General features: G+C 72.2%; 14 protein-coding genes. 8 read left to right on the top strand and 6 right to left on the bottom strand.

Going from position 1 to position 13,774, the window contains the following annotated elements:
- Window positions 1-7: 7 nt before the first annotated feature.
- A complete protein-coding gene (locus tag LY13_RS01385; RefSeq protein ID WP_253826263.1) occupies window positions 8-1,366 on the bottom strand; it encodes a cytochrome P450 in 1,359 nt (452 codons plus the stop codon).
- A 173-nt stretch (window positions 1,367-1,539) separates the two neighbouring features.
- Here LY13_RS01385 and LY13_RS01380 point away from each other — a divergent pair, with 173 nt between their 5' ends.
- Genes LY13_RS01380 through LY13_RS01370 form a run of 3 tightly spaced genes read left to right on the top strand, consistent with a single transcriptional unit; the run spans window position 1,540 to window position 4,302 of the window.
- Window positions 1,540-2,151 (top strand): TetR/AcrR family transcriptional regulator, encoded by a 612-nt coding sequence (locus tag LY13_RS01380; protein ID WP_253826262.1) that lies wholly within the window; start codon window positions 1,540-1,542, stop codon window positions 2,149-2,151.
- Window positions 2,152-2,160: 9 nt separating this feature from the next.
- Window positions 2,161-3,423 (top strand): cysteine--1-D-myo-inosityl 2-amino-2-deoxy-alpha-D-glucopyranoside ligase, encoded by a 1,263-nt coding sequence (gene mshC / locus LY13_RS01375; protein WP_253826261.1) that lies wholly within the window; start codon window positions 2,161-2,163, stop codon window positions 3,421-3,423.
- Window positions 3,424-3,459: 36 nt separating this feature from the next.
- Window positions 3,460-4,302: a metallophosphoesterase family protein gene (locus LY13_RS01370; RefSeq protein WP_253826260.1), complete on the top strand. Its 843-nt coding sequence runs from the start codon at window positions 3,460-3,462 to the stop codon at window positions 4,300-4,302.
- A 25-nt stretch (window positions 4,303-4,327) separates the two neighbouring features.
- On the opposite strand, the gene LY13_RS01365 is transcribed toward LY13_RS01370, so the two are convergent.
- Window positions 4,328-5,476: an MFS transporter gene (locus tag LY13_RS01365; RefSeq protein WP_253826259.1), complete on the bottom strand. Its 1,149-nt coding sequence runs from the start codon at window positions 5,474-5,476 to the stop codon at window positions 4,328-4,330.
- Entirely contained in the window at window positions 5,473-6,300 is an 828-nt protein-coding gene (locus LY13_RS01360; RefSeq protein ID WP_253826385.1) for a PAC2 family protein, read from the bottom strand. Before LY13_RS01360 ends, LY13_RS01365 begins: the two co-directional genes overlap by 4 nt.
- 172 nt (window positions 6,301-6,472) lie before the next feature.
- On the opposite strand from LY13_RS01360, the gene LY13_RS01355 reads away from it, so the two are divergent.
- From LY13_RS01355 to hisG, 3 genes are all read left to right on the top strand, one after another.
- Window positions 6,473-7,168: an HAD family hydrolase gene (locus LY13_RS01355; RefSeq protein WP_308216243.1), complete on the top strand. Its 696-nt coding sequence runs from the start codon at window positions 6,473-6,475 to the stop codon at window positions 7,166-7,168.
- Between the two features lie 63 nt (window positions 7,169-7,231).
- Window positions 7,232-7,495 carry a phosphoribosyl-ATP diphosphatase gene (locus tag LY13_RS01350; protein ID WP_253826258.1) on the top strand — a complete coding sequence of 88 codons (264 nt, stop codon included), beginning with the start codon at window positions 7,232-7,234 and terminating at the stop codon, window positions 7,493-7,495.
- Between the two features lie 17 nt (window positions 7,496-7,512).
- Window positions 7,513-8,358, top strand: coding sequence for an ATP phosphoribosyltransferase (hisG, locus tag LY13_RS01345; RefSeq protein ID WP_253826257.1), 846 nt, complete (start codon window positions 7,513-7,515; stop codon window positions 8,356-8,358).
- Between the two features lie 134 nt (window positions 8,359-8,492).
- Here hisG and LY13_RS01340 read toward each other — a convergent pair whose 3' ends face one another.
- Window positions 8,493-9,422, bottom strand: a complete 930-nt coding sequence (locus LY13_RS01340) for a ParA family protein (protein WP_253826256.1) — start codon at window positions 9,420-9,422, stop codon at window positions 8,493-8,495.
- Window positions 9,423-9,535: 113 nt separating this feature from the next.
- On the bottom strand, window positions 9,536-10,483 hold the full coding sequence (locus LY13_RS01335; protein WP_253826255.1) for a RecB family exonuclease: 948 nt from the start codon (window positions 10,481-10,483) through the stop codon (window positions 9,536-9,538).
- A gap of 140 nt (window positions 10,484-10,623) precedes the next feature.
- Here LY13_RS01335 and LY13_RS01330 point away from each other — a divergent pair, with 140 nt between their 5' ends.
- A complete protein-coding gene (locus LY13_RS01330) occupies window positions 10,624-11,766 on the top strand; it encodes a site-2 protease family protein (protein ID WP_253826254.1) in 1,143 nt (380 codons plus the stop codon).
- Window positions 11,767-11,841: 75 nt separating this feature from the next.
- Window positions 11,842-12,663, top strand: a complete 822-nt coding sequence (locus tag LY13_RS01325) for a tRNA (adenine-N1)-methyltransferase (protein ID WP_253826253.1) — start codon at window positions 11,842-11,844, stop codon at window positions 12,661-12,663.
- 61 nt (window positions 12,664-12,724) lie between these two features.
- Here LY13_RS01325 and LY13_RS01320 read toward each other — a convergent pair whose 3' ends face one another.
- On the bottom strand, window positions 12,725-13,477 hold the full coding sequence (locus LY13_RS01320) for a hypothetical protein (protein ID WP_253826252.1): 753 nt from the start codon (window positions 13,475-13,477) through the stop codon (window positions 12,725-12,727).
- Window positions 13,478-13,774 lie beyond the last annotated feature (297 nt).

The following is a 13,774-nucleotide window of genomic DNA, read 5'->3' as shown; positions in this document are numbered from 1 at the left end:
GCGAGGGTCAACGTGGGGTGACGACGAGGCGGGCGCCGCGGGCGGGCACCATCGTGATGTTGCGGGCCTTGGCGTGTTCGGCCCGCGGCCGGTCCGGGGCGATGTCGAAGCGCCGTAGCACCTCGCCCAGCACGACGGCGGACTCGAGCAGCGAGAAGCCGGCGCCGAGGCAGCGCCGCACACCGCCCCCGAACGGGAACCACGTGCCGGTGGCGGGTCCGGAGCCGGTGAACCGCTCCGGGCGGAACGCGTGCGGGTCGTCGTGGTGCTCGGGGTCGTGCTGGACCATCGTGATCGAAGGCATGACGGTGTGGCCCGCGGGAATGCGGTAGCCGCCGATCTCGACGTCCCGGGTGACGACGCGCGCGACCTCCGAGATCACCGGGTGCAGTCGCATCGCCTCCTTGACGACCGCCTCGAGGTGCTTCTCGTCTCCGTCGTCGGCGGCGCGAACGGCCTCGGCCAGCGCCCGCGGGTCGCGGGCGAGTTCGTGCAGTGCCCAGGCGAGGGCCGTCGCGGTGGTCTCGTGGCCCGCGAGCAGCAGGGTGATGAGCTGGTCGCGCAGTTCGGCGTCGGTGAGCCCGTCGCCGTCGGCACCCTCTCCGACGGTCAGCAGCCGGGACAGCACGTCGCGGCGGTCGGCGAGGTCGCCCGCCCGCCTGCGATCGGCGATCTCGGCGTAGATGAGCTCGTCGGCGGCCTTGCGCACCTCGGCGTCCCGCTTCCACACGCCGAACCGCTGCAGTGTCGGCTGGTGCCAGCCGAGGATGTCGATCGGTCCGATGTCGACGATGCGGCGGAGCAGTTCGCGCAGGCGGTCCAGCCGCGGTCCTTCGGCCACACCGAACACCACGCGCAGGATGATCTCCAGCGTGACGGCCTGCATCCGCCCGTGCGACCGCAACGGGCCGGGCCGCCAGCCGTCGACCTCCGCCTCGGCGAGTTCGGTGACCAGGTCGCGGTAGCCCCGCAGGGCGGAGCCGTTGAAGGCGGGCATGAGGAGCTTGCGGGCGCGCAGATGGACGTCCTCGTCGGTGAGCAGCACCGAATGCCTGCCCATGGCGGGTTCGAGGACCACGTTGCCCTCGCCGGCGTGGAACACCTCGGCCGGGCCGCCGAACACGGCACGGATGTGCTCGACGTTCGCCAGCTGCACGACGTCCCGTTCGGGGAAGATGCGCAGTCGGAAGACGTCGCCGTGCCTGCGGCGCAGCCGGGGCATCCACCGGTCTCGGTACGACCCGAACAACACGCTCTGGACGGCCTGCGGCAGGCGCGGCCCCGGCGGTGTGGTGGTGGCGGTGACGTCCTCGGTGCGTACGGCCGTGCTCCGGGCGTCGGATGCGGCGGACTCGGTCGTCGTCATGAGCGCGCTCCTTTGCGCGGACGGGGTGGCGGACGGCGCGGTGGACGCCCGTCCGGGTCCTGCTCCTCGCCGCCGATTTATACGCCCGTATAGATTCGGTGTCCAGTGCCGCCCACCGGGCCCGCGGCGCGGCAGCGGATCCACAGCGACGCGCGGGCAGTAGGCTGCGCGACGTGGGCCACCGGGACGATCTGCTCGCGGCGGCGCGAACGCTGCTCGAGGACAAGGGCTACGCGCACATCACGGCGCGCGACCTCGTCGCGGCCTCCGGCACCAACCTGGCTTCCATCGGTTACCACTTCGGCTCCAAGTCCGGACTGCTGAACGCGGCGATCGGCACGGTGTTCGAGGAGTGGACCGACCAGCTCGCCGAACTCGCGATGGCCGACCCGACGGCCTCTCCGATCGAACGCGGTCACGTGACCTGGGCCGCATGGCTCGCGGGACTGGCGGGCAAGCGCAGGCTGCTCGTGTCCTACATCGAGGCGCTCGCGCAGGCGGAACGCGCACCCGACCTGCGGCAGCAACTGGCCGAGCTGTACCGGACCTGCCGGCTGCGGGTGGCGGATCTCGTCGCCGAATCGCTGGGTGACGGCACCCGCGGCGACGACCCCCGTTGCCGCGCGGTCGCCACGTTCGTCGTCGCCGTCTGTGACGGCCTCGCCGTCCAGTGGCTGGTCGACCCGGACGGCGTTCCCACCCCGGACGAGCTGCTCGCCGGTCTGACGACGTTGTGGTCGGCGTCCTTCCCACCGGACGGGAACGATTCGCCGGGGCACACATAGGGTTGAGATATGCAGACTTGGTCCTCGGTCGCCGTGCCCCGTGTCCCCGGAGAGTCCCGCCCGCTGCGGCTGTACGACACGGCATCCGGTGAGATCCGTCCCACCTCGCCCGGCCGGATCGCCCGGATGTACGTCTGCGGCATCACGCCGTACGACGCCACACACCTCGGGCACGCCGCGACGTACCTCGCGTTCGACCTCGTGCACCGGCTGTGGCTCGACGCGGGCCACGAGGTGCACTATGTGCAGAACGTCACCGACATCGACGATCCGTTGCTGGAACGTGCCGAGCGGGACCAGGACGACTGGGTCGTGCTGGCCATGCGTGAGACCGCGCTGTTCCGGGAAGACATGGAGGCACTCCGGGTGCTGCCGCCCCGTGACTTCATCGGTGCCGTCGAGTCGATCCCCCGCATCGTCGAGGTCATCGGCAAGCTCCTCGCCTCCGGCGCCGCCTACCGGGTCGACGACCCCGAGCACCCGGACATCTACTTCGACCGGTCCTACACGGGCCGGTTCGGCTACGAGTCCGGCTACGACGCGGAGACGATGGCCACGTTCTTCGCGGAACGGGGAGGCGACCCCGACCGACCCGGCAAACGCGATCCGCTCGACGCACTGCTGTGGCGGACCGAGCGGCCGGGCGAGCCGTACTGGGAGTCCGAACTCGGCAGGGGCAGGCCCGGCTGGCACATCGAGTGCAGCGTCATCGCCCTCGACCAGCTCGGTCTCGGGTTCGACGTGCAGGGCGGCGGTTCGGACCTCGCGTTCCCGCACCACGAGTACAGCGCCGCGCACGCCGAGGCGCTCGCGGGCGACCACCCGTTCGCCCGGCACTACGTGCACGCCGGGATGATCGGGCTCGACGGCGCCAAGATGTCCAAGTCCAAGGGCAACCTGGTGTTCGTGTCCCGGCTCCGGGCCGCCGACGTCGAACCGGACGCCATCCGGCTGGGCCTGTTCGCGGGCCACTACCGCGACGACCGCTCGTGGACCGACGAGGTGCTCGCCACGGCGCAACAGCGGCTCGCGCGCTGGCGCGAGGCCGTCCGGCTGCCCGCGGGACCGCAGGCGGCCGACACGATCGCCCGCCTGCGGCAGCACCTGGCGAACGACCTCGACACGCCGCGCGCGCTCGCCGCCGTGGACGCGTGGGTCGACGAGGCGCTCCGCGGTGGGCCGAGCGGTTCCGGCGGTGACGAGGACGCGCCCGCGGCGATCGGCGCCGCGATCGACGCGCTTCTCGGCATCTCCTTGGAGGAGACGGTCTGACGAGACGGGACCCGTGGCCCGGCGGGGACAGATACCGTGGGCCGCGTGCCTACTCTCCACGCCACCAGCGACCTGCACGTCACCCACACCGGAAACGAGTCGCACGTCGACGTGATCCGGCCGGACACCCCCGACGACTGGCTGTTGGTCGCCGGTGACGTCGGAGAACGGCTCGGCACCGTCGTCGACACGCTGGCCCGGCTGCGGGAGCGGTTCGCCACCGTCGTGTGGGTGCCCGGCAACCACGAACTGTGGACCACGGCGAAGGATCCCGACCAGGCGTCGGGCCGTCCGCGCTACGACGAATTGGTGCGCCGGTGCCGGGAGATCGGCGTGCTCACGCCCGAGGACGAGTTCCCCGTGTGGCCGTACGCCGATCGCCCGCTCACGATCGCGCCGCTGTTCGTGCTGTACGACTACAGCTGGCGCACACCCGCGGCGCAGGGCGCGTCGCTGGACGAGGCGCTGCGGCAGGCCAGGGATGCCGGCGTGGTCTGCACCGACGAGTACCTGCTCGGGCACGAACCGTACGCGGGCCGGGCCGAGTGGTGCGAGGACCGGCTGACGCTGAGCGAGAAGCGCCTCGCCGAGATCCCCGACGACCACGAGACGGTGCTGCTGTCGCACTGGCCGCTGCACCGGCATCCGACCGCACCGCTGTACTACCCGGAGTTCGCCATGTGGTGCGGCACGACCCGGACGGAGGACTGGCACGTCCGGTTCCGTGCGCGCCTTGCCGTCTACGGGCACCTGCACATCCCGCGCACCACCTACGCGGACGGCGTGCGCTTCGAGGAGGTCTCGCTCGGCTATCCGCGCGAATGGCGCCGACGCGCCCGCGGTCCGGTGGCGTTCCGCAAGCTCCTCACCTCCGACTGACCCTCGGGCGGGACTCCGGCGGGGGTCAGTCGCGGGCGCGGGCGCGGGCGAGCGTCGCCGTGAGTGGCACGGTGGCGAGCAGCACCGCCGCGGGAAGAGCGAAGCCCAGCAGTGGGTCGGCGTGGTACGGCGCGGTGAACACGGCCGGTGCCGCGGCCATGCCCAGGAACCGCATGGCCTGGACCACCGAGATCGCACCGCTCCGGCCGGGCCCGTCGCCCGAGAGCACGGTCGTGTTCACGGCGACGAGCACCAGCTGACTGCACACCCCGGCCGCGGCCCACGCCGCCACGGCGAGCGGCGCGAGCCCGGTCGCCCCGATGACGACGACCAGTGCCGCACCGGCCAGCAGTCCCGTCAGTGCCGTGAGGCGGCCGCCGAAGCGGTCCGCGGCGGCGCCCGCGAACCGGGCCGCCAGGAACCCGGCGACGCCGAATCCGGTCAGCAGCAGGCCCCGCATTCCCGCGCCGAAGCCGAACGCGTCCTGCAACCGGAACGCCACGAGGAACGACAGCCCCGCCAGACAGCCCCACGCGGTGAGCGCCGCCAGCCCCGGCAACAGGACGGACGCGCGCCAGGGATCGCGGAGCCGGGCGGTGCCTGCGCGGTCGTCGGCGTCGTCGGCGGGCAGTGGCCAGGCCGCCAGTACGGCGCCGACCAGGGCGATGCCGACGAACGCCCACCGCCACGACGCCGCGGCCGCGAGGCCACCCACCAGCGGGGCCGAGGTCTGGCCCACCGCCTGCATCGCGCCGAACACGCCGAGCGCCTTGCCGAGCCGGTCCGGCGGTGTCATGGCCGCCAGCCGCGCCATCAGCAACGGCGTCGTGAAGGCGTTGGCACATCCCATCAGGCCGCGCCCGACCTGGAAGAGCCAGAACCACGGCGCCACGGCGGCGACGAGGGTGACCACGGCGTACGCGACGTAGGCGAGCCGGATCGTGCGGGCGGGGCCCCAGCGCTGGCCGAGTGTGCCGGACACGAGCATCAACGCGGCGAACGGCACCAGGTACACGGTCAGCGACGCCGCCGCCGCCTGGGCGGAGACGTCGAAGCCGGCCCCGATCTCCGGCAGGATGGCCGCGACGATCCCGCCGCCGAACGGGCCGAGCAGAGCGCCCAGCTGCAGCCCGACCCGGGCCGCCGGGGAATCGCCCGTGCGCGGGACGGTCACCGGCCGGCGGGGCCGGGCCCGTCGTTCCTGCGCCGCCGCAGATAGCGCTCGAACTCGGCGGCGATCATGTCGCCGCTCGCGCCTTCGAGGTCGATCTCCGCGTCACCCCGTTCCTCGAGCGAGCGGACGTATTCGGAGATCTCCTCGTCCTCGTCGGCCATCTCGCTGACGGTCTTCTGCCAGTCCTCTGCCTGTTCCGGCAGTGCACCCAGCGGGATGCCGACGTCGAGGATGTCCTCCAGCTTGTTCAGCAGCGCGATCGTGGCCTTCGGCGACGGCGGGTGCGACACGTAGTGCGGCACGACCGCCCACAGGGACACCGCGGGCACGCCTTCCTTGACGCACAGGTCCTGGAACACGCCGAGGATGCCCGTGGGGCCCTGGTATCGCTCCCGTTCGAGACCGAACCGCTTGGCGGCGTCCGCGTCGTAGGCCGTGCCGGTCACCGGGATCGGCCGGGTGTGCGCCGTGTCACCGACGAGCGCGCCTATGGTGATCACCGTCTGCACCCCGAGCTGTTCGACGTGCTCGAGCAGCTCGGCGCAGAACGCGCGCCACCGCATGCTCGGCTCCGGCCCCTGCACCAGCACGACGTCCTGGTCGGAGCCCGCGGGGCGGCACACCGACAACCGTGTCGTCGGCCACTCGACCCGGCGGGTCACGCCGTCGACCATCCGCACCGTGGGCCGGGCGACCTGGAAGTCGTAGTAGTCGTCCGGTTCGAGCTCGGCCAGCGGTGTCGCGTCCCAGTTCAGGGCGAGATGCTCGAGCGCGGTGCTCGCCGCGTCGCCCGCGTCGTTCCACCCGTCGAAACAGGCGATCATGACCGGGCCGCGGCGCTGCCGGTCCTCGCCGCCGTCGGGGGAGCCGTCGGTGAAGTCGTTGAAGGGCGTGCTCACCCGCCCAGCGTACGTCCCGGCGGCGACTCGGTTCGCCACCGTAGGCTGGACGGGCGGCCGCTGCCCGCGGTGCGCTCGCCGAACCGAGGAGAAGTCCGTGATCCATCCGTCCTCCGACCCCGGTGAAGGCGGTCCGGCCGCCGTGTTGTGGGACATGGACGGCACCCTGATCGACTCCGAGAAGCTCTGGGACGTGGTACTCGCGGAGGCCGCCCAGCGGCTGGGCGGGGAGCTGACCGCCGACCAGCGGACGGCGCTCGTCGGGTCGAACATGGCGGCCACGTCCCGGCGGCTGCTGGAGATCGCGGGATGCGCGGTGACCGGCGAGGCCGCCGACGACGTCGCGGACTGGATGCGCGGGCGCACGGCCGAGCTGTTCTCCGGCGCGCTGCCCTGGCGGCCCGGCGCGCGCGAGGCCCTGGAAGAGCTGCGCGCGGCCGGCGTGCCGTGCGCGTTGGTGACCTCCACCGAGCGCGGCCTGACCGAACTCGCACTCAACACGATCGGGCGAGAATTCTTCGCCGCCACGGTGTGCGGGGACGAGGTCGACGGCAAGAACAAGCCTCATCCCGAGCCGTACCTGCGGGCCGCCCGGCTGCTCGGAGTGGACCCCGCCACCTGCGTGGCCGTGGAGGACTCACACGTCGGGGCCGCGTCCGCCGAGGCCGCAGGCTGCGCCGTGCTGGTCGTCGAGGCCGACGTGGCGGTCGAGCGAGGTCCGGGGCGGACGTTCCGGCCCTCGCTCGTGGGGGTCGGCGCCGGTGAGCTGGCTCGGCTGATCCGGAGCCGGTGACCTGCGACATCACCGGCCAGGCCGCTCGACGGTCCGTCGGCCGCGGATGACAGGATTCGTCCCGTGAAGACCTTCGACGAGCTGTATGCCGAGCTGACCGAGCGCGCCCGCACCCGCCCCGCGGAGTCGGGCACCGTCGCCGCGCTGGACGCCGGCGTGCATGCGCAGGGCAAGAAGGTACTGGAAGAGGCGGGCGAGGTGTGGATCGCCGCCGAGCACGAATCGGACGAGCGGCTGGCCGAAGAGGTGTCCCAGCTGCTGTACCGGGTTCAGGTGCTGTTGATCGGCCGGGGCGTCCCGATGGACGACGTCTACCGGTACCTGTGAGCGAGAGAGGACGTCAGATGCTGCGTGTCGCGGTGCCGAACAAGGGTGCGCTCGCCGGACCCTCGTCGGAGATGCTCGGTGAAGCGGGCTACCGCAAGCGACATGAGCAGCGGGACCTCACGGTGCTCGACCCGGTCAACGACGTCGAGTTCTTCTTCCTGCGGCCGAAGGACATCCCGATCTACGTCGGCTCCGGTGAACTCGACCTGGGCATCACGGGCCGCGACCTCGCCCTGGACTCGGGTGCGGACGTGCAGGAGAAGCTCGGCCTCGGCTTCGGCGGCTCGACCTTCCGCTACGCGGGGCCGGCCGACCGGGACTGGACCGTGGCGGACCTGCAGGGCAAACGGCTCGCCACGTCCTATCCCCGGCTGGTGCGCGACGACCTGGCCCGGCAGGGCGTCGAGGCCGACGTCATCCCGCTGGACGGCGCGGTGGAGATCTCGATCCAGCTCGGGGTCGCCGAGGCGATCGCCGACGTGGTGGGCTCCGGGCGGACGCTGCGGCAACACGATCTCGTGGCCTTCGGTGACCCGATCTGCGTGTCCGAGGCCGTCGTCATCACCGGCACCGGCAACGGTGAGAACCCCGCGGTCGAGCAGCTCACGGCCCGGCTGCAGGGTGTGGTGTTCGCCCAGCACTACATGATGCTCGACTACGACTGCCCCCGGTCGCTGCTGGAGCAGGCCGCGTCGATCACGCCGGGACTCGAGTCGCCCACGGTCGCGCCCCTGGCCGACCCGGACTGGGTCGCCGTGCGGGCGATGGTGTCGCGCAAGCAGGTCAACGCGGTGATGGACGAGCTCGCCGCTGTCGGGGCGAAGGCGATCCTGGCCTCGGACATCCGCTCCTGCAGGCTGTAGGACGCCGAGGCGACCGCTCGGGCCGTGCGCAGTTCCGCGTACGGCCCGAGCGCACTCGACGGATCGCCACGGTGGGCGCCGGGGTACGCCGCCTCCGCTACGGTGCCGCAGCGGAGGCGCCGCGCCCGGTGCTCCTAGTTGTCCTTGCTGCGTTTCGGCAACAGGTCGTAGAGCTTCTTGCGGGCGCCGTTGTCGTTGGCGTTGCGGGTGTGCGCGACGTCGGTGATGAAGTCCTCGAAGTCGAAGTCCTGCTCCGGTGCCGCGGGCGCCTGCGGGGCCGTGCCCGGTGATTTGTCCAGCGCGCGGGCGACCTCGCGGAACGCCGCGGCATGCGTGGTCTCCGGGGCGAACGTCGTGACCGGCATGCCGCGGGCGGCGGCCTCGTTCATCACCACGCCGAGCGGCACGTGCGGTAGCACCGGAATGCCGAACTGTTCCAGCTCGCGCAGCGCGGTGACGGCGTAACCGGAGATGGGACGCCGGTACAGCCCCGGGACGAGGCCGTAGTAGTCGATCGGCGGCCGTTCGACCATCGTCTCCAGATGCCGGATCTGCTCCTGCATGAGGCGCAGCGCACGGATGCTCGTGCGGTCCGGCTGAACCGGGACGAGCAGACCGCTGGTGGCCACGAGCGCGTTGTTGGTCAGCACGTCGAGCGCGGGCGGACAGTCGATGACCACGTGGTCGTAGTTGGCGAACTGGATGACCCTCGCCAACTGCCAGCCCGGCACCCGGAACTGGTCGAGCCTGCGGACCAGGTCGAACATGCCGGGGGAGGTGGGGATGACGTCGAACGCCCCGCCACGGCCGACGTTGCTCCGCGGATGCGGCACGACGAGTTCCTCGACGGGGCCGCGCCACGTCTTCGTGAGCGCCTTGGCGAGGCTGGGCCGGTCAGCCGGAACCTCCGGCAGGCCGAGCATCTCCGTCGTGGCGTGCCCTTGCGGGTCCAGGTCGATGAGAAGAACGCGGCGGCCCCGCTCCGCGAGTGCGGCGGCGGCGCCGACACTCAGCGCGGTCTTGCCGACCCCGCCCTTCTGATTGACCACCGAGGTGATCTGCACTGTGCGCCGCTCCTGGATCTCGATTGCCGGGAACAGAGTAGTCGATCAGCACTCGCGTGCGGCGCTGATCGCGCCCGGCGTGCCGGTCGATCCTGCCACGGCCCGCAAGGAGGTCAATCCGCGCGGTCGAGCACCGTCTCCTCACCGCCGGTGGGTTCGGGCCAGCCCGGATACTCCGGCGGCGTACCGCCGAACGCCGGGCACAGCGCCTGGTGGGCGCACCAGTCGCACAGCTTGCTCGGGCTCGGGCGGAAGTCGCCGGTCCTGCCCGCCGTGACGATGGCCGACCAGATCGCCTCGAGGGTGCGTTCGAACCGGGCCAGCTCGTCCTCGTCGGGGGTGTAGGCCAGGTCCTGCCCGTCGCGCAGGTACATCAGTTTGAGCTGCCGGGGCACCACACCGCGGGTGCGCCACAGCACGACGGCGTAGAACTTCATCTGGAACAGCGCCTTGGCCTCGCCGATCGCGCGCGGCGCCGCACCCGTCTTGTAGTCGACGACGCGGATCTCGCCGGTCGGTGCGACGTCCAGGCGGTCGACGTAGCCGCGCAGCCGCAGCCCGGACCCGAGCTCGGTCTCGACGTGCAGCTCGCAGGCCTCCGGATCGAGCCGATTCGGGTCCTCGAGGTCGAAGTAGGCGTCGAGCAGCTTGCCCGCCCCGTCGAGCCACCCGGCCGCGTGGCCGTCCGGCCCCGTTTCGTCCTCGGCGAACAGCTCGGCCCACTCCGGGCTCGCCCGGTACAGCTCCTCCCACGTCGGTGCGAGCAGCTCGTGCGCACGCTCCGGACTGCGGTCGCCGCGGGGAAGGGCGAACAGTCGCTCGAGCACCGAGTGCACCAGCGTGCCCCGAACCTGCGCCTTCGTGGGCGGTTCCGGAATCCTGTCGATGGCACGGAACCGGTAGAGCAGCGGGCACTGCTTGAAGTCACCCGCCCGCGACGGCGACAGCGCGGGACGTCTGCGCGGCTGCAGTGCCTCGTTGCCGGCACCGTCGGCGGGGCCGGCCGGGTCCTCGGACGTGGTGGAACCCGTGGCGGTGGTGGCGGCCTGCGTGTCAGTCATGCGTGCCCTCGCTCATGCCCGGAACCCTAACGAGCGGCACCGACAGAACCCGATCACGGGCGCCCGGGCCGCGTCGCGAACCGCCGGGTGCGGGCGCGGCGATAACGGTCGTTGCACACGGTGCGTTCTACCCTCGCCTGGTGAACACGACGAGCCGGTCCCGGCGCGGGACCGTGACCGACGGCGGCCTGCTGCTGTTCCGGGTGGGCGGCGTACCCGTGCTGCTCGCGCCGTCGTGGTGGATCGGTTCGCTGCTGATCGTCGTGCTGTACAGCCCGCTGGTCGGCAGGTTGCTGCCCGGCGCGGGGCCGGGCGTGTCGTGGGCGCTGGCGGCCGCGTTCGCGATCCTGCTGGGCCTGTCGGTGCTCGCTCACGAACTGGGCCACGTGCTCGTCGCGATCCGGCTGGGTATCCCCGTGCGCAGACTGCGGTTGTTCCTGCTCGGCGGGTTGTCGGAGGTCGCCCGCAGTCCGGAGAGGCCGAAACACGAGGGCCTGGTCGCGGCGGCGGGCCCCGTCGTGTCGGTGCTGCTGGCCGTGTTCTGCGGGTTGCTGCTGGTCGCGGTACCGCCCGACGGTGCGGTGTGGCTGCTCGTCGCCCAGTGCGCGGTGGCCAACCTCGCGGTCGGGGTGTTCAACCTGCTGCCCGGGCTTCCGCTCGACGGCGGCCGGATGCTGCGGGCGGGCGTGTGGTCACTCACGGGAAAACGTGCGTCGGGCACGCGCGCGGCCGTGTTCGGCGGCGGACTGGTCGCACTGGGCCTGCTGGTGTGGGCGCTGTGGGGCCTGGCCGAGGGCAGTGACGACCGCTGGTTGCGGCTCGGGGTGTGCGTCGTGACGGCGTGGTTCGTGGTCACCGGTGCGACCGGCGAGATGGCCGCCGAACAGCGGCGCAGCTGGCCGGCCGGACTGGCACTGGGAGACCTGACCCGACCGGTGCTCCAGCTGCCGGCCGAGAGCCCCGTCGAGTCGGCCCTGTCGGCGTCCGCAGGCAGGGGAGTGGTGCTCGTGCGCGCCGACGGGGTCGCGGCGGGACTGCTCGACGAGAGCGCGGCCGAGCAGCTCGCCGCGGAATCGCCACGGGCGCCCGCCGAACTGGCCGCCGAGCCGATTCGCGCGGAGACGGTGCTGCTGGAGTCGGAGACGGGCGATGCGGTGATCGAACGCGTCGCCGAGGTCGCCGCGTGGCAGTTCCTCGTCGTCGACGACGAGGGCAGGCCCGCGGGCGTACTGCACCGCGACGACCTGCGCGCCGCGCTCTCCGGGAACCGCCGCACCCGCTGAGGGCGGCGCCCGGTCGGTCTGGAACGATCGAGCGCTGCCGAAAGGTATCCGCAGCGGCGTGAGAGTGGGAGTTTCGTGAGCGCAGGACCGTTCCGTGTCGGGGATCGCGTGCAACTGACCGACCCGAAGGGACGGCATTACACGATCGTGCTCGCGGAGGGCGAGCAGTACCACACCCACCGCGGCGCCCTCGCCCACGACGACATCATCGGCAAGCCGGAGGCGTCGGTCATCACGTCCGCGGGCGGCACCAGTTACCTGGCGTTGCGGCCGCTGCTGTCGGACTATGTCCTGTCGATGCCGCGCGGCGCCCAGGTGATCTACCCGAAGGACGCCGCCCAGATCGTGATGTGGGGTGACATCTTCCCCGGCGCCCGGGTCCTCGAGGCGGGCGCAGGCTCCGGAGCCCTGACGTGCTCACTGCTGCGCGCGGTCGGTGCCGACGGCAGTGTGACCTCCTACGAGGTCCGGGACGACCACGCCGAGCACGCCGAGCGCAACGTCGAACGGTTCTTCGGCCACCGGCCCGACAACTGGGAGCTGCACCGCGGCGACCTCGCCGGCCACGAGGGCGAGGTCGACCGCGTCATCCTCGACATGCTCTCCCCTTGGGAGGTGCTGCCGACCGTCCACAGGAACCTGATCCCCGGCGGTGTGCTCGTCGTGTACGTGGCCACGACCACGCAGCTGTCGGCCGTGACGGAGGCCCTGCGCGAACAACAGTGCTGGACCGAGCCCCAGGCGTGGGAGACCGTGCTGCGGCCGTGGCACGTCGTCGGCCTCGCGGTACGCCCCGAGCACCGGATGGTCGCGCACACGGCGTTCCTGCTCACCACCCGGAGGCTCGCCGACGGCGTGACCCCGCCTCGGCAGCAGCGCAGGCCCAGCCGCGGCTGAGACGCTCACCGCGCGACCGGGAGGCCGGTCGCGCGGGAGTCGCCGTCAGACCGGGCGCGCGTCAGGAGGTGAGCTGGTCGCCCAGGTAGCACCAGCCGCCACCCTCGTTCTTGAGCACGATGAAGTAGTCGCGGTTCTGCGTGACGTTCGTGGCGGGGACCTTCGCCGTGTCCCCCGTGACCTGGGCAGAGCCGGCCGTTCTGACCTCGACGCCCTCCGGGATCGGCCGCACCTCCTGCGGCTTGCTCAGGCAGATCGTCTCGGACACGGCCTGGCGGTTGCCGGCGTTGAATGCGGAGACGACGGCCTCCGCGGTCGCCTCGGGCGTCGACTGGGCACCCGGTGCGCGACTGTCCGACGGCGGGCTTTCGCTGCTTTCCGTCTGCGGTGAGGTCTCCGGCGCCGAGGTCGTCGGCTCGTTCGACTGGCTCGTCGCGGGCGCGGCGTTGTTGTCGCCGCCCTCGGAGCTCTCCTCGTCGTCGAGGAGGAAGCCGGGCGCGACCCAGGCGAGGAACGCGAACACGCCGGCGAGGACGACGACGGCACCGACGACAAGGCCGACGATGAGGCCGGTCTTGCTCTTCGGCGGCTCGCCACCCGGGCCGCCGGGCTGGCCGCCGAAGGGCTGCTGGCCGTACGGGTTCTGCCCGAACTGTTGCTGGCCGTACTGCTGCCCGTAAGGATCCTGCTGGCCGTACGGACCGGGCGCGGGCGGCTGCTGCTGACCGTACGGACCGGGCTGGCCGTACGGTCCCGGTTGCTGACCGTAGGGGTCGGGTTGGCCGGGTCCGGGTTGCTGCGGCGGATAGGTCATGCGGGTCCCCTTACGTCGGCGCGAGCTGCGGCCCCCTCGGTGGGTGGGATGTGATCGTATCGGCGTCGGTTCCCACCACTCGTCCACCCGTGTACCACCGTCGGTCACGGGTCGGCCGGTGACCGGGACGCGACCGGGGTGCAACTTCCCGTGTCACGGTCGTGTTGCTTGGCGGGGACGACGGCCCGGCAGATCGCGGACGAGTACCCGGGCGGACGTGCCCGTGCGCACGCTCGACGGTCCCACGCGAGTCCAGCGGGCGACGCGGCGCCGCCGGCCGGAGCGTGCGGCACGTGC

This window comes from Prauserella aidingensis (genome assembly GCF_024171865.1).
Classification (GTDB): domain Bacteria; phylum Actinomycetota; class Actinomycetes; order Mycobacteriales; family Pseudonocardiaceae; genus Prauserella; species Prauserella aidingensis.
This window is presented reverse-complemented; position numbering and strand designations above follow the sequence as displayed.

Excerpts from the sequence above, each read along its gene's own strand:
- hisG (WP_253826257.1), top strand. The coding sequence starts at position 7,513 with ATGCTGCGTGTCGCGGTGCCGAACAAGGGTGCGCTCGCCGGACCCTCG.
- LY13_RS01335 (WP_253826255.1), bottom strand. The coding sequence starts at position 10,483 with ATGACTGACACGCAGGCCGCCACCACCGCCACGGGTTCCACCACGTCC.
- LY13_RS01360 (WP_253826385.1), bottom strand. The coding sequence starts at position 6,300 with ATGATCGCCTGTTTCGACGGGTGGAACGACGCGGGCGACGCGGCGAGC.
- mshC (WP_253826261.1), top strand. The coding sequence starts at position 2,161 with ATGCAGACTTGGTCCTCGGTCGCCGTGCCCCGTGTCCCCGGAGAGTCC.
- LY13_RS01320 (WP_253826252.1), bottom strand. The coding sequence starts at position 13,477 with ATGACCTATCCGCCGCAGCAACCCGGACCCGGCCAACCCGACCCCTAC.
- LY13_RS01385 (WP_253826263.1), bottom strand. The coding sequence starts at position 1,366 with ATGACGACGACCGAGTCCGCCGCATCCGACGCCCGGAGCACGGCCGTA.